At 60.2% G+C, this 12687-nt stretch carries 16 protein-coding genes and 1 tRNA gene; 9 read left to right on the top strand and 8 right to left on the bottom strand.

The window, feature by feature from the left end; all coding sequences use genetic code 11:
* Nucleotides 1–82: 82 nt before the first annotated feature.
* A complete protein-coding gene (locus tag CAF92_RS03920) occupies nt 83–958 on the bottom strand; it encodes a DMT family transporter (RefSeq protein ID WP_085599540.1) in 876 nt (291 codons plus the stop codon).
* Here CAF92_RS03920 and CAF92_RS27415 point away from each other — a divergent pair.
* Together CAF92_RS27415 and CAF92_RS27775 are read left to right on the top strand one after the other, a co-directional pair.
* Nucleotides 908–1360 carry a hypothetical protein gene (locus tag CAF92_RS27415; RefSeq protein WP_178081758.1) on the top strand — a complete coding sequence of 151 codons (453 nt, stop codon included), beginning with the start codon at nt 908–910 and terminating at the stop codon, nt 1358–1360. The genes CAF92_RS03920 and CAF92_RS27415 overlap by 51 nt on opposite strands.
* 35 nt (nt 1361–1395) lie before the next feature.
* On the top strand, nt 1396–1581 hold the full coding sequence (locus CAF92_RS27775; RefSeq protein ID WP_046614911.1) for a hypothetical protein: 186 nt from the start codon (nt 1396–1398) through the stop codon (nt 1579–1581).
* Nucleotides 1582–1814: 233 nt separating this feature from the next.
* On the opposite strand, the gene CAF92_RS03910 is transcribed toward CAF92_RS27775, so the two are convergent.
* The gene (locus CAF92_RS03910; RefSeq protein WP_085599320.1) at nt 1815–2519 is read right to left on the bottom strand and encodes an SDR family oxidoreductase; all 705 of its coding nucleotides are present in this window, start codon (nt 2517–2519) and stop codon (nt 1815–1817) included.
* A 98-nt stretch (nt 2520–2617) separates the two neighbouring features.
* Nucleotides 2618–3511 (bottom strand): LysR substrate-binding domain-containing protein, encoded by an 894-nt coding sequence (locus CAF92_RS03905; RefSeq protein WP_046614913.1) that lies wholly within the window; start codon nt 3509–3511, stop codon nt 2618–2620.
* A 218-nt stretch (nt 3512–3729) separates the two neighbouring features.
* Here CAF92_RS03905 and CAF92_RS03900 point away from each other — a divergent pair, with 218 nt between their 5' ends.
* From CAF92_RS03900 to CAF92_RS03890, 3 genes are all read left to right on the top strand, one after another.
* Entirely contained in the window at nt 3730–4944 is a 1215-nt protein-coding gene (locus tag CAF92_RS03900) for an aldose 1-epimerase family protein (protein ID WP_085599318.1), read from the top strand.
* 212 nt (nt 4945–5156) lie between these two features.
* Complete coding sequence (locus CAF92_RS03895; protein WP_046614915.1) at nt 5157–5657, top strand: hypothetical protein; 501 nt, start codon at nt 5157–5159, stop codon at nt 5655–5657.
* Nucleotides 5658–5666: 9 nt separating this feature from the next.
* Nucleotides 5667–5906 (top strand): hypothetical protein, encoded by a 240-nt coding sequence (locus CAF92_RS03890; RefSeq protein WP_085599316.1) that lies wholly within the window; start codon nt 5667–5669, stop codon nt 5904–5906.
* Nucleotides 5907–5971: 65 nt separating this feature from the next.
* On the opposite strand, the gene CAF92_RS03885 is transcribed toward CAF92_RS03890, so the two are convergent.
* The 3 genes from CAF92_RS03885 to CAF92_RS03875 form a co-directional block, all read right to left on the bottom strand.
* Entirely contained in the window at nt 5972–6208 is a 237-nt protein-coding gene (locus tag CAF92_RS03885) for a hypothetical protein (RefSeq protein WP_046614917.1), read from the bottom strand.
* Between the two features lie 218 nt (nt 6209–6426).
* Entirely contained in the window at nt 6427–7437 is a 1011-nt protein-coding gene (gene adhP / locus CAF92_RS03880) for an alcohol dehydrogenase AdhP (RefSeq protein ID WP_085599314.1), read from the bottom strand.
* A 381-nt stretch (nt 7438–7818) separates the two neighbouring features.
* On the bottom strand, nt 7819–8493 hold the full coding sequence (locus tag CAF92_RS03875) for a polysaccharide lyase family 7 protein (protein WP_085599312.1): 675 nt from the start codon (nt 8491–8493) through the stop codon (nt 7819–7821).
* Nucleotides 8494–8754: 261 nt separating this feature from the next.
* Here CAF92_RS03875 and CAF92_RS03870 point away from each other — a divergent pair, with 261 nt between their 5' ends.
* Complete coding sequence (locus CAF92_RS03870) at nt 8755–8952, top strand: hypothetical protein (protein ID WP_046614920.1); 198 nt, start codon at nt 8755–8757, stop codon at nt 8950–8952.
* A 1-nt stretch (nt 8953) separates the two neighbouring features.
* Here CAF92_RS03870 and CAF92_RS03865 read toward each other — a convergent pair whose 3' ends face one another.
* On the bottom strand, nt 8954–9367 hold the full coding sequence (locus CAF92_RS03865) for a DoxX family protein (protein WP_085599310.1): 414 nt from the start codon (nt 9365–9367) through the stop codon (nt 8954–8956).
* A gap of 103 nt (nt 9368–9470) precedes the next feature.
* Nucleotides 9471–9555 (bottom strand) — tRNA-Leu (locus CAF92_RS03860).
* Between the two features lie 198 nt (nt 9556–9753).
* Between CAF92_RS03860 and CAF92_RS03855 the strand changes: the two genes are divergently transcribed.
* The 3 genes from CAF92_RS03855 to CAF92_RS03845 are packed head-to-tail and all read left to right on the top strand — an operon-like array spanning nt 9754 to nt 12681.
* A complete protein-coding gene (locus CAF92_RS03855; protein WP_046614969.1) occupies nt 9754–10029 on the top strand; it encodes a hypothetical protein in 276 nt (91 codons plus the stop codon).
* Nucleotides 10030–10071: 42 nt separating this feature from the next.
* Nucleotides 10072–11229 (top strand): nitrogen regulation protein NR(II), encoded by a 1158-nt coding sequence (locus CAF92_RS03850; protein WP_046614970.1) that lies wholly within the window; start codon nt 10072–10074, stop codon nt 11227–11229.
* Nucleotides 11230–11235: 6 nt separating this feature from the next.
* Nucleotides 11236–12681 carry an ATPase domain-containing protein gene (locus tag CAF92_RS03845; RefSeq protein WP_046614971.1) on the top strand — a complete coding sequence of 482 codons (1446 nt, stop codon included), beginning with the start codon at nt 11236–11238 and terminating at the stop codon, nt 12679–12681.
* Nucleotides 12682–12687: the final 6 nt, after the last annotated feature.

Raw genomic sequence — 12687 nt, 5'->3', positions numbered from 1 at the left:
CACACTCTAGGGAATCACATCCCGGCGCGCGCCTTACGAAACTGCACGGGCAACGTTCATTGCTGTCAGTCTCGCTGGCACCTCAGCGTGGGGTAGGGTGGTTGGGCTTGCGGTCATCGCGGTCGGCTTGCCGGGCCTCGGCGCGTACCACCAGCCAGATACCGACCGCCGACAGCGCCATTCCCGCTGCCATCTGCCAGGACAACGGCTCATCGAACATCGCCCAGGCCCAGAGCAGGGTGATCGGTGGGCTGAGGTACAGCACGCTGGCGACGCGGGTGGCTGAGGACCTGCGCAGGCAGGCCCAGTACAGCCCATAGCCGCCAAGCGTCGACAGGGCCACGGTCCACGACACGCTCAGTGCAAAGCCTGCGCTGGCAACCGGTGCCAGGCTGCGTTGGCTGCCTTCGATGGCCGCGAAGGCGAAACTGGAGACGAAACACTGCAGCCAGAGGTTGGGCAACAGGCTCATCGGCTGCACCTTGCTGCGTTTTTGCCACAACGTGGCGACCGCCAGCGAGCACATGCCGGCCACGGGCAGGCCATAGGCCCACATCGGTGCTGTGCCCAGCATCAGCGCATCGTGGGTCACCCACAGCACCCCCAGCAGCCCGACGATCAGGCCGACCCACACCTGCAGCGGCAGGCGCTCGCCCAGCACCAGCGCTGCGAGCAGCGCCATGCCCAGCGGCAACAGGTCGGCGCATAACGCGGCAAGGCCGGCGGGTACTCCCAGGGCAATGCCCTGCGTCACGCCGGTCAGGTAGCCCGCCATGGCCAGCAGGCCGATACCCGCGTGGCTCAGCAACACGGCAAATGGCGTATGGCAAAGGGCCCGGCAGACGAACGGGAATAACAGCAGGCTCACCACGAGGCAGCGCCAGAACACCACTAGCAGGACGGGGGCATGATCGATGGAAAAGCGTGCGCCGATAAACCCGGAACTCCAAGTCAGCAGCAACCCGGCTTCAACGCCGGGGAGAGGTTTTGCAGCTCGCCAAAGCGCTGGTGGGCCCGCATCGTTATCGTCTCTTACGAATGGCCAAACAACCAGGCAAAGAAAGCAAGTTCCGGTAAAACTAGCGCGGTCAGCACCTTACGTAAAAATACAGATTTCCTCCTTGGAGTGCCCGAGCGGCCAGCTGACGAGGCTGATGTCCTAATCTCCGACGCTGCCTTCGGTCGATTACCGCGGAACTGGAACTGCCGAACTTTCGTTTGTGTTGCCATCGGCGGATCGTTAGGTTCGTGGATTTCTAATCCAAACATGCGGAAATTAGTGTTCATCATGCTGGTATTTTCGAGCACCTTGTCGCAATTCAAACGGATCCAGCCAAATCCTTGTATAGTGACCACGTAGCCGTGCTCTGCGGCTTCTCACTTTGAGGTAGCTTTATGCACCAGGCCATATCCCCCGAGACGCAGCGTGCCCATGAGCGTTTGAATGAACAGACCGAGTTGTTCATCAAGCTGGGCGGCCAGATTGAAAGCGTTCCTTCTGGCGTCAGCGGAGTGCTAGCGAGCAAGCCGAAGGTCGTTTGGACCAGTCCTCACACGGCCAAGCCCACCTACAAGCGATAGCGCGTCCAAATGCACTGCTCGGTTGGACCATTGCGAACACCAAGGGCGCAGGTCTTCGCAATGCCCGGAGAGCTATACCAAAGCCTTACTGGCACTTTAAGAGACCGTGACGACAACCCTCCCTTTCGAAGAGGGCAGAAGCAGGGGCGCCGGCCCCATGCACGCCCGGGTCTCGTTGCCCACAGTCCATTCGCCACAGGTGCAGGCCGCAGCAGCGCTGCGACCACGGACTATCAAATGCTGCGTGTTACGCCGCCATCGACCCTGATGTTCTGCCCGGTGATGTAGGCCGCGCCTTCGCTAGCAAGGAACGCAATGGTCGCAGCGATTTCTTCGCTGGTGCCGTAGCGCTTGAGCGGCACGCTGTCGCGGCGTTGCTCGGTGCTCGGCAAGCTGTCGATCCACCCAGGTAGGACGTTGTTTATGCGCACGTTATCGCCGGCGAAATTGTCGGCGAAGATCTTGGTGAACGCGGCAAGGCCCGAGCGAAATACCGCGGAAGTCGGGAACAGCTCGCTGGGTTCGAACGCCCAGGCAGTGGAGATGTTGATGATCACTCCGTTCTTCTGACGCTGCATGTAAGGCGTCACCAGGCGAGTCGGGCGAATGACATTGAGCAGGTAAGTATCCATACCCTTGTGCCAATCCTCGTCGCTGATTTCCAGGATTGGCGCGCGTGGACCATGGCCGGCGCTATTGACCAGCACATCGATACGGCCCCACTTCTCCACGACAGCGTCGACCAGGCGTTGCAGGTCTTCAACCGACTGGTTGCTACCGGTTACACCAATACCGCCGAGTTCGGCAGCCAACGCCTCGCCCTTGCCCGAAGAGGAGAGAATCCCAACCTTGAAGCCGTCGGCGGCCAGGCGTCGTGCTGCAGCTGCGCCCATGCCGCTGCCACCTGCCGTGATAATCGCAACTTTTTCTACTGACATGCTGCCTCCAATCTCTCAATGCTGATTTTTCAGGTGCATTCACCTTAGCAGCAGCCCCATTGGTGAGGGAGACGGCTAAACTTTACTATTGCGATAGATTAACTATCGACAGCTTGCTGCTTGAGCCAGTGTTGGACCACGCTCAATGAGTCCGGCTGTTTCATCTTGCGTGGCCAGACCAGATAAAACGACTTGTCGACCCTGAGTTGTTGGGTAAAAACCTGCATCAGTCGACCTGCGGCAATGTCATCACCGACGAACGCAGGGCTGGCCAAGGCAATGCCCTGGCCACTTATTGCCGCTTCAATGGCCAATGAGGTCTGATTGAAGCGCAGATTTCTGGCTGTGGGTTGCAGGTGATGCGGGAACAGCTCTGCAAGGAACTGAGGCCAGAAATTATGGGCATCGTGCAACATGACGAAGTCCTGCAACTGCGCAAAGCTGGCAGGTATTTCGTTGCCTTCGAACAGCCTTGGGCTGGCCACCGCAACGATACGCTGCTCCATCAGCAGCTCGCTATTCAAACCCGCTCCGAACTCGGGGTTGCCATAGCGGACAGCGATATCCACACCATCGTTGCTGAAGTGCGACAGCCGATCGGTTGCCAGCACACGCAAATCGATGTCTGGATGACTCTGCGCGAAATTGCCGAGCCTGGGAATCAGCCATTTCGAGGCGAAGGTAGGTGTAACGCTGACTGTCAGGTGAGAAGTCTGTGGCCGAAGCAGGCGTGTTGCCTCGTCGATCATGGCCAGCGCACTGCGAATGCTTCCGCTATAGCCCAGGCCCGCATCGGTCAACGCCAAGCCACGGGGCAGGCGTTCAAACAAACGCAGATCCAGGCTCGCCTCCAATCCGCGTATCTGCTGGGCAACTGCTGCCTGGGTCACGCCCAGTTCCTCGGCAGCCACACGGAAGTTCAAGCGGCGAGCCACCACTTCAAAAACACGCAACGCGTTCAGCGAGGGCAAGTCAGGGAAACCGTCTGGCATGGCAATGAAGATTCTATCGAGTTTGGCAATTTTTCTGTTTCTCTGATGCCTTCACACGGTTGATAACCTGATCGGGCTCGAAGGATTCACTGTGCCGAGGCTACTCCCTGAAAATAGCTAAAGAAACCCGTGCCAATCGAAAGCATCTCTTTGGTTAGCTTGCTGAAACGTTTCTTCGTGTCTATAAAGGGGAACAACTCCAAGAAAGGCCCCTTATCATGCCCCTTCTCAAATTCTTCGTTGCTCTCGCCGCTCTGTCCGCAACCTCCCACACCATGGCCTGGGATTACGTTCTGCTCGACACCGACAAAGCCGCCCAGAACTGGCAGATCAGCAGCCAGCAACTTGGCGTAAAAACCGACAAGCCCTTCAGCGTTACCTTGCGCACTTTGCACGGAGGCCGGCAAGAGGGTGTCAGTATCGTCGACATCGATAACGGTACGATGAAACTTTCGGTAGTGCCGACCCGTGGAATGAACGTCTTGCAGGCGTCGGTCGGTAATGTGCGCATGGGCTGGGATTCGCCGGTCAAGGAAGTGGTCAACCCGTCCTTCATCGAGCTCAATGGGCGCAATGGCCTTGGCTGGCTGGAGGGCTTCAACGAACTGGTCGCCCGCTGCGGTTACGAATGGGTCGGCCACCCAGGCGTCGACAATGGGGAACTGCTGACCCTGCATGGTAGGGCTGCCAACATACCTGCGAACAAAGTCACCCTACACATCGATGAGAAACCACCGTACGCCATCAGCCTGCGTGGCGAACTGAAAGAGCAGGCGTTCAAGAAGGTCGACTTCTCCGTCGTGACCGAATTGGTCACCGAACCGGGCAGCGTGATGTTCGCCCTCAACGACACCCTGACCAACAACGGCGATTATCCGAAGGAATACCAGGCGCTGTATCACAGTAACTTCAGTACACCGTTTCTGGAGCAGGGCGCTCGGTTTGCCGCGCCAGTGCAACAGGTGTCGCCGTTCAACGACAAGGCAAGGGAAGATCTGGCCGATTGGCAAACCTACCGAGCGCCCACCAAGGACTATGACGAAACGGTTTATAACGTGGTGCCGTATGCCGATGCCCAAGGCAATACACTGGCCGTGTTGCATGACAAAGCTGGCAATCTGGGCGTTTCGGTCGGCTTCAATACTCGGACGCTGCCTGTATTCTCGCTGTGGAAAAATACCGATACCCAAGGTCAGGGCTATGTGACCGGGCTCGAGCCGGGAACGAGTTTTTCCTACAACCGCCGTTACCAGCGGCCACTGAACCTGGTGCCGACAATCGGACCGAAGGAACACAGGCAGTTCCACATCAGCTACAGCTTGTTGGCGGACAAGGTTGCAGTGGACAAGGCCTTGAAGCAGGTTGGCGAGATACAAGGAGGGCGCGAAACCGAGGTGCGGCAGACGCCATTGGTTGATCTGACCAAGGGGTAACGCCGACTTGGGCATGTCGGCCGATGTTGCTAAGCATCGGCCAGATGTTCATGTCTGGTCACATCGATTTCGCAGATCTATCAAATTGTTGGCTTCATGGCTTAGCTCGAAGGCTGCTTTCGATCCGTAGCAGAAAGAACCCACCAAAAGACCATTTGCATCCCGCCCATCGCTTGTAGAAAATCCCCTCTTTTGCACGAATGGATACGCGCATGAAGGTGGAGACGACCACGCAGTACAAAACGGATGAAGGGATCGTCTTCAGCCTCTCGAAAATCACACTTATGGAAAGCGATCGAGGCCGCCTGCGTGAGCTGCACTTTGGTGAAGCGAAACGCGCCCATTATCAAGTCAACAGCATGGTCGTCGATATGTACGACCGGATGCAGGCCCGAAATTTGCCATGTCTGCTGACAGTCCGCATTTCCAATCCCCTGACCCGGCAGCAGGCTGACGCCATCAACACCGTGCGAGGCAACGTCGCAAAGGGGGTTGCTGCGGCCTCAGGTGGTGTTGCCGGGAAGGTGGGGGGGTTGGGAGGCCCGGTCATTGGCTGGGCTTCGGGTGCAGTCGTGACGGCAGGTATGAACTGGTACTTGAAAGGGGCGTTGCCTAGCTTGCATGCAGGTGATGTGCTGATCAGTATCGAGGGAGAGGTCCATGGCGGGATTGGCCCACAGCACTCTGGCGTGACGCTGGTCATCAAGGTCTGAGGAATTCACATGCCCTACATCCTGCAAACGGTCGCCTTGATGATTCTGGGCGCGATCCTCGTTCAGTTTCTAAAACCATACCTGCTGCGCAAGTGGCTGGGTTTGGTACTACTTGCAGCAGGCTTGATCGGGATCTTCAACGTCGGCCAGCAGCAGTTCCTGGGTTTTGACTTGGAGCTGCTGATGTTGCTAGCTGTGCCGTTGGGCGTAGTACTGTTCCTGACGCGGCGGCGGTTCACGGACATGTGAAGACAAGGAGGTGCTGTAGTGTGCCGGCTGGCCAGTGTTCAGACCGGAAATGAACCCGGTACACGCTAGCCTTCAGGCGGGGATATCCCGCAAACGAATTCATCCGATCCCAGGCGGTGCGAGCCGAACTCCACAACATAGCCAACCCCGCGGCGCTCCGCCTCGGCCCTGGCCGTGTTCTGGTCGGCAAACACATCGACGAAATGCCAAGGATGCCGGTCTCTCAGCACGCCCCAGCCAAGTACCCAGCCGTCATTGCCCGGGTCGGGCGGGAGGTTTTTCGCCAAGCTGCGGATGCTCATATGTTGACCCCGATGTGCTAGCCGGTTTCTGCTTGCGAAGCAACTGCAAGCCACGACTTGGATAAAAACCGTATATGAAGCATAGCGCTTACCCGAAACCAGAGCCCAAGACATGCCCATTGGTTCGTTTTACAAGGGGCCGGAAGCCATTCTGACCGCCTGCGCTTGAATGCAACAGGGTAGCGTGCGCTGCGCCAACAGCCAGCGCACTTGAGCCATCACCCTTCGAACTGAATCACCATCCGCCCTTTGATCTTGCCCTCCAGCATTTCTTCGAAGATCTGGTTGATATCCTCGATCGGCCGTGGGGTCACCTTCGGCACCACTTTCCCTTCCGCCGCAAACTGGAAAGCTTCCTGCAGGTCCTGCCGGGTACCGACCAGCGAGCCGATCACTTCGATACCGTCCAGCACCAGGCGAGGAATGTTCAGGTTCATCGCTTCCGACGGCAGGCCGACCGCAACCAGGCGGCCCCCCGCACGCAGGGCATCAACCGCCGAGTTGAAGGCAGCCTTGGCAACGGCGGTAACCACGGCGGCATGGGCGCCACCGGTCTTGGCCTGGATGACCTTGGCGGCATCCTCGGTGCGTGAGTTTATGACCAGGTCAGCGCCCATCTCGCTGGCGAAGCGCAGTTGCTCTTCGTTGACGTCGATGGCGATCACTTTGGCGTTGAAGACGTTCTTGGCATATTGCAGGGCAAGGTTGCCCAGGCCGCCGAGGCCGTAGATGGCGATCCATTGGCCGGGGCGGATGTTGGAGATCTTCACCGCCTTGTAGGTGGTCACGCCAGCGCAGGTAATGCTGCTGGCGGCAGCGGAGTCGAGCCCGTCGGGCACTTTTACCGAGTAGTCGGCCTTGACGATGCAGGCTTCGGCCATGCCGCCGTCCACGGTGTAGCCGGAGTTCTTCACCTCGCGGCACAGGGTTTCGTTGCCGCTGGTGCAATACTCGCAATGCCCGCAGCCCTGGTAGAACCAGGCCACGCTGGCGCGGTCGCCCGGCTTGAGCGAGGTGACGCCTGGTCCAATTTCCTGGACCACACCGATGCCTTCGTGGCCTAGCACCACACCGGTCTTGTCACCGAAGTCGCCATTTTTCACGTGCAGGTCGGTGTGGCAGACACCGCAGCATTGCATCTTCAGCAGCGCTTCCCCGTGCTCGAGGGGGCGCAGGGTTTTCTCCACCACATCCACGCGACGGCCTGGTGCAACAACAGCAGCTTTCATAGGAGCCTCCGTGTCTATCTGAATGATATCGGCGGGGTTAGCATAGCCCTCGCCTGGTGGGGTAAAGCTGCTTCAGGTCATGGTCTTGGGTGGGAGGCTTGGACGCAGCAGGTACCTGCCCTGCGCGGGCACTTGCAGGAGCGGCCTTGTGTCGCGAAAGGGCCGCAGAGCGGCCCCGGGATTTCAGCGGTGGCGCATAAGTTGTTGGGGCTGCTTTGCAGCCCATCGCGACAAAAGGCCGCTCCTACAGGGTTCTGCGTAAGGCTCGCCACAAAAAGAAAAGCCCGCGGCAATAATGCGGCGGGCTGCAAGAACATACGGAGCAGGGCCAGTGTGCCCACCCGGATGTCAGTATTTCGTGAAGGTCAGGTCATGAGCTTGTCATGCATGGCTCAGTTCCAGTTGGCTGATGACGCACACCGAACCGTCCTCGGCAGGCGTGTCGGCGGTGTAGTCCACCTGGTTGTATACCCCACCATGGAAGTTGAGCGTGCGCGTTGCCCAGGTCGCACCCAATTGCAGGGGCGATGTGCTGCCAATACGGCCGTTGCAGCTTGCACTGACCGTGCAGGCGCCGTTGTTCGTCACGTCGATGCTCACATCGAAACGGGCGCCGAGCGGTACGTCGGCCAGCACCGTGCTGCTGCTCGTGGCCGTCTGGTTGAAGTCGGTCCGGAAGCCCACGGTGATCTTGCCCTTGTTCCAGAACACCTTGATGGGCGGGTTGTCGTCGTCTTTGACGTGCATCTGGGCAATCACCACCTTTTGCGCAAAGTTCACTTTCTGCAGTGTCATGGTCTGGTAATTGCGGTGCCGGGCGCCGCTGTTCAGCGCCCAGTACGCCGGCTCCTTCCACTCGCAGCGGGTACGGTGGGTACTCTTGCTGGATGCGCCCTTGGTGGGGGCGGTCATGCGGATCGAGCCGTCGCTCAGGCGGGCGATGACATCGGGCAGGGTCGCCAGCGCCTGGGCACCGGTCAACTCCAGGGCTACCGGGTTGGTCGCGGACTTCGGCACGGGGGTGGTGATGATGAGGTTGTCGATATATACAGCCATGGGCTTTCTCCTTGAAAAACGACAGGTCCTGCATCATTTGCGAGCCTGGCCAGCATGGGCGCAGTTCACTGTGATTTGCCAAGGCTGGACGAAGGGAAAACCCAAGGGGATAAAAAAGCCCGCCATGGGAGGCGGGCAAGCAACGTTTGAAGGGAGAGCCAGCAGAGTGGACCCGGCCGGTTAACCGAGCATTAAGCGGTAACGCATTGACCTGCGCAGCCGATCAGCCTATACAAGCCTGCCACCAGCCCAGGAGCCAGCATGCACGACGAAGACGACTTGCACGAACCCGAGCACGATCACCTGCTTGACCACGAATTCCTCTACGACGATTCGGAGCCAGAAGCGGATGCCCAGGGCGCCGAGGATGAGGTCGAGGAGGACGAGGAAACGCTGGATGACCTCGATGACGAGGAGCGCGATCACCCAGCCTGGTTCGATGACTGCGAAGACGACTGACTCAGCGCCCGTCTACCGAAAAACGCCCTGGGCCGCTCACTGCCAGCATCAGCAGGCCACCCATGATGCTGAGGTTTTTCAGGAACTGGGTCATGTTGGCGCTGCGCTCAGGGTCGACCATGTTCCAGAACGGGTGGCCCAGCAGCGCCGTACCCAGTACGAAAAGCGCAAGCAGGAAGGCCAGCGGTCGGGTGTAGAAACCGAGGATCAGCAGGATGCCGACGACGAACTCCATGAGCACGGCAACTGCCGCTGCCAGCATGGGGGCAGGGGCGCCCAGTGAAGTCATGTAGCCGACCGTGCCTTCGAACCCGGTCAGCTTGCCCCAGCCAGACAAGACGAACAGGATCACCAGCAGCACGCGGGCAATCAGGATAAGGATGTCGCGTTGACCATCGAAAAGGGAGTAGCGCATGGCGGCGTTCCAGTGGGCGGGTACAAGCACCACTCTAGCAGCTGCGCAAAGGATTGCCGGCGGGCAGCAAAAAGGCGCCGCAAGGGCGCCTTCGCAAGGAATTTGGTGCGAGTGGCGGGACTCGAACCCGCAAGGCTCACGCCGACAGATTTTAAGTCTGCTGTGTATACCAATTCCACCACACTCGCACGCATGAAGGGGTCGTAACGACCAGCTCGCTTCTAAGCAGAAGGGCTTCGCAATCAAGCGCGCTTTATAACCCATTGTTATAGTTGAGTCAACCACAGCGCCTATGATCAACAGAATGAAGGGTCGATCGGATGGGCAATTGACACCTTGCTGTCATTACGCCACTGTTGCCCTCTATTGGATCCAAGAGTGTGGTGATGATTCAGTCCAGTGCTTCCGAGCGTATCGTGCGCCCGCGGCTGTTCTGGCGACTGTTGTTCGTGCTGGTAGTCGTGTTGGGGGCGTTTCTCTACCTCAGCCTGATCAGTCTTGGCGGTTACCTGCTGCTGCTGGGGCTCGATGCAGAACACCCTCAATCGCAGCGGCTGATGGCCCTGGCCGGTGGCGGGTTTATCCTGCTGGTTGGCCTGTGGCTGCTGAAAGTGGCGATGCCGCGGCGCATCAGCCCGGTGCTGGTTGAGCCACAGCGTTGAACCTCGCCCTATCTTCCGTCCTGCCGTACCGGTGGAGCTCGCATGGTTTCAGCTGATTGTCTCGACCACCCCGTCATGCCTGCACACCGCTATGAACAGCTGGTTCAGTCGGTAGTGGATTACGCCATCTACATGCTCGACCCGTCCGGCCATGTGGTGTCGTGGAACGCAGGTGCGCAACGCATCAAGGGGTATCGTGCCGATGAAGTGATCGGCAAGCATTTCTCGTTGTTCTTCACCCCGCAGGATTGTACCGAAGGCCGCCCGGAGCGCTTGCTGCGCCAGGCGCTGGAGCAGGGCGTGGCGCAGGATGAAGGCTGGCGTGTACGTAAGGATGGCACGCAGTTCTGGGCGCTGGCCGCGCTGGATGTGATCCGCGATGACCAGGGCCAGGTCGTCGGCCTGGCCAAGGTGACCCGGGACATCACCGACCGGCGCGAGTCGGCGCTGCAACTGGATGCGGTGCGCGCTCAGCTGTTCCAGGCGCAGAAGCTGGAGGCCCTCGGCCAGTTGACCGGTGGCCTGGCACATGACTTCAACAACCTGCTGACCATCATCATCAGCTCGGCGCGCCTGGCGCTGACCACCCAGGACCCGGTACGCGCCCAGCGCATGCTGCAGCATATTCTGGATGCAGGGCAGCGGGGCACCGAACTGACCCAGCAGTTGCTCAGCTTTGCCCGCCACCGCAAGCTTGATGTGGCTTGCGTCGCCCCGGCGAACCTTATTGCCGCCACCCGTGGCCTACTGGAGCATGCGCTGCCTGGTTCGATTGACCTGGAGGTGGTGTTGCAACCGGACCTGCCCCTGATCGAGGTGGATGCCGGTCAATTGCAGATGGTGCTGCTCAATCTGTTGTTCAATGCTCGCGATGCCATCCCGGGGCAGGGCCGGATCGGGTTGACCGTCGATGTGGTCGAACTGGCCGGCGAGGTGGAAGGCCTGCACGGCGGGTTTGTGCGTTTCGAGGTGGAAGACAGCGGTGAGGGCATCGCGCCAGCGGTGCTGCCGCGGATCTTCGAACCGTTTTTCACTACAAAGCCCTTTGGCAAGGGGACTGGCCTGGGCCTTAGCCAGGTGTATGGTTTTGCCAGGCAGAGCGGTGGTGCCATTTGCGTCGACAGTGAGCCCGGCCGGGGAACTTGCATGCAGCTTTACTTGCCAATCTATCAGCGGACGGAAAGCCAACTCGACAGGTAGAACACCATGGCACAGGCACTCAGGCGGCTGGTGACGGGGATCGATGGGCTCGATGCGTTGCTCCAGGGTGGCCTGGTGGCTGGCGCGTCCTACATCATCCAGGGCCCGCCGGGGGCGGGCAAGACCATCCTCGCCAACCAGCTGGCCTGCGGGCATGTGCGCGGCGGTGGCAGGGTGCTGGTGGCGACCTTGCTGAGCGAGTCGCACGAGCGGCTGTTCCAGTACCTGGCGACTCTGGAGTTCTTCGACCCGGCGCTGGTCGGCGACCCGATCCAGTTCGTCAGTGCCTTCGATGCTCTGGAGCAGGAAGGCCTGGACGCCGTGGTACGGCTGCTGCGCCAGGAAATCGCCCGTCAGCAGGCCAGCCTGCTGATTGTCGATGGCGTGCTCAATGCCCGGGTGCGTGCGGAAACCGCGCTGGACACCAAGAAGTTCGTCTCCGAACTACAGGGCCATGCGGCCTTTGCCGGTTGTACCGTGCTGCTGCTGACCAGCGCCCGGCTGGAAGAAGGCAGCCCGGAGCACACCATGGTCGACGGTGTTATCGAACTGGGCGAGCAACTGTTCGGTAGCCGCGCCGTGCGCCATATCCAGCTGCGCAAGACGCGGGGCAGTGCGGCGTTGTCGGGGCGCCATGAATGTCTCATCGATGGAGATGGCATGCACGTATACCCGCGCCTGGAGTCGCTGTTCAGCCACCCCAGCCATATGGGCAGCGCCACACTGGAGCGCGTCGGTAGCGGGGTGGAGACCCTGGATGAAATGCTCGGTGGCGGGCTGGCCACGGGCTCGGTCAGCTTGCTGATCGGGCCTTCGGGTATTGGCAAGACGTCATTGGGCCTTGCCTTTCTCGGCGCCAGTAGCCCACAGGCGCCGGGGCTGCATTTCGGCTTCTACGAAACGCCGGAACGCCTGCGAATCAAGGCTTCGTCGCTGGGTTACGATTTTGCAGCCATGGAGCAGGGTGGCAGCCTGCAGCTGTGCTGGCAGCCGACCACCGAGGGCCTGCTGGACCAGGTCGGTGCACGTCTGCTCGAGCGGGTCGCAGCGCAAGGCAGCAAGCGTGTGCTGATCGACAGCCTGGGGGCGTTCAGCCGCCTGGCCACCGACCCGGCGCGGCTCAATGCGTTTTTCCGCGCCCTGGTTGGCGAGCTGCGCGCGCGCAATGTCAGCGTGATGCTGACTTGGGAAATGCGCGACATCTTCGGAGCGGAAATCAGCGCTCCGGCCCCGGACCTGTCGAGTATCGTCGACAACCTGATGCTGATGCGCTTCGTCGAGTTGGATTCGCAGCTGCGGCGCATGCTGTCGATCCTGAAGGTGCGTGACAGCCACCATGACCCTGCCTTGCACGAGCTGCTGATCGGGCCGCAGGGCATTACCCTGCGCAAGGCGTTCGAAGGCGCCTGCGGTGTGCTCTCGGGAACGCCGGTGCCGCAGGGGGGCGGGTGACGGGGC

The sequence above is a fragment of the Pseudomonas sp. B10(2017) genome (assembly GCF_002113295.1).
In the GTDB taxonomy this organism is placed as follows: domain Bacteria; phylum Pseudomonadota; class Gammaproteobacteria; order Pseudomonadales; family Pseudomonadaceae; genus Aquipseudomonas; species Aquipseudomonas pudica.
This window is presented reverse-complemented; position numbering and strand designations above follow the sequence as displayed.

Bases quoted from the DNA above. Each gene is read 5' to 3' on its own strand.
- CAF92_RS03905 (WP_046614913.1), bottom strand. From the start codon at position 3,511: ATGCCAGACGGTTTCCCTGACTTGCCCTCGCTGAACGCGTTGCGTGTT.
- CAF92_RS03865 (WP_085599310.1), bottom strand. From the start codon at position 9,367: ATGCGCTACTCCCTTTTCGATGGTCAACGCGACATCCTTATCCTGATT.
- CAF92_RS03900 (WP_085599318.1), top strand. From the start codon at position 3,730: ATGCCCCTTCTCAAATTCTTCGTTGCTCTCGCCGCTCTGTCCGCAACC.
- CAF92_RS03850 (WP_046614970.1), top strand. From the start codon at position 10,072: ATGGTTTCAGCTGATTGTCTCGACCACCCCGTCATGCCTGCACACCGC.
- CAF92_RS03885 (WP_046614917.1), bottom strand. From the start codon at position 6,208: ATGAGCATCCGCAGCTTGGCGAAAAACCTCCCGCCCGACCCGGGCAAT.
- CAF92_RS03870 (WP_046614920.1), top strand. From the start codon at position 8,755: ATGCACGACGAAGACGACTTGCACGAACCCGAGCACGATCACCTGCTT.
- CAF92_RS03845 (WP_046614971.1), top strand. From the start codon at position 11,236: ATGGCACAGGCACTCAGGCGGCTGGTGACGGGGATCGATGGGCTCGAT.
- CAF92_RS03890 (WP_085599316.1), top strand. From the start codon at position 5,667: ATGCCCTACATCCTGCAAACGGTCGCCTTGATGATTCTGGGCGCGATC.
- CAF92_RS03910 (WP_085599320.1), bottom strand. From the start codon at position 2,519: ATGTCAGTAGAAAAAGTTGCGATTATCACGGCAGGTGGCAGCGGCATG.
- CAF92_RS27775 (WP_046614911.1), top strand. From the start codon at position 1,396: ATGCACCAGGCCATATCCCCCGAGACGCAGCGTGCCCATGAGCGTTTG.
- CAF92_RS27415 (WP_178081758.1), top strand. From the start codon at position 908: ATGATCGATGGAAAAGCGTGCGCCGATAAACCCGGAACTCCAAGTCAG.
- CAF92_RS03895 (WP_046614915.1), top strand. From the start codon at position 5,157: ATGAAGGTGGAGACGACCACGCAGTACAAAACGGATGAAGGGATCGTC.
- adhP (WP_085599314.1), bottom strand. From the start codon at position 7,437: ATGAAAGCTGCTGTTGTTGCACCAGGCCGTCGCGTGGATGTGGTGGAG.
- CAF92_RS03875 (WP_085599312.1), bottom strand. From the start codon at position 8,493: ATGGCTGTATATATCGACAACCTCATCATCACCACCCCCGTGCCGAAG.
- CAF92_RS03855 (WP_046614969.1), top strand. From the start codon at position 9,754: ATGATTCAGTCCAGTGCTTCCGAGCGTATCGTGCGCCCGCGGCTGTTC.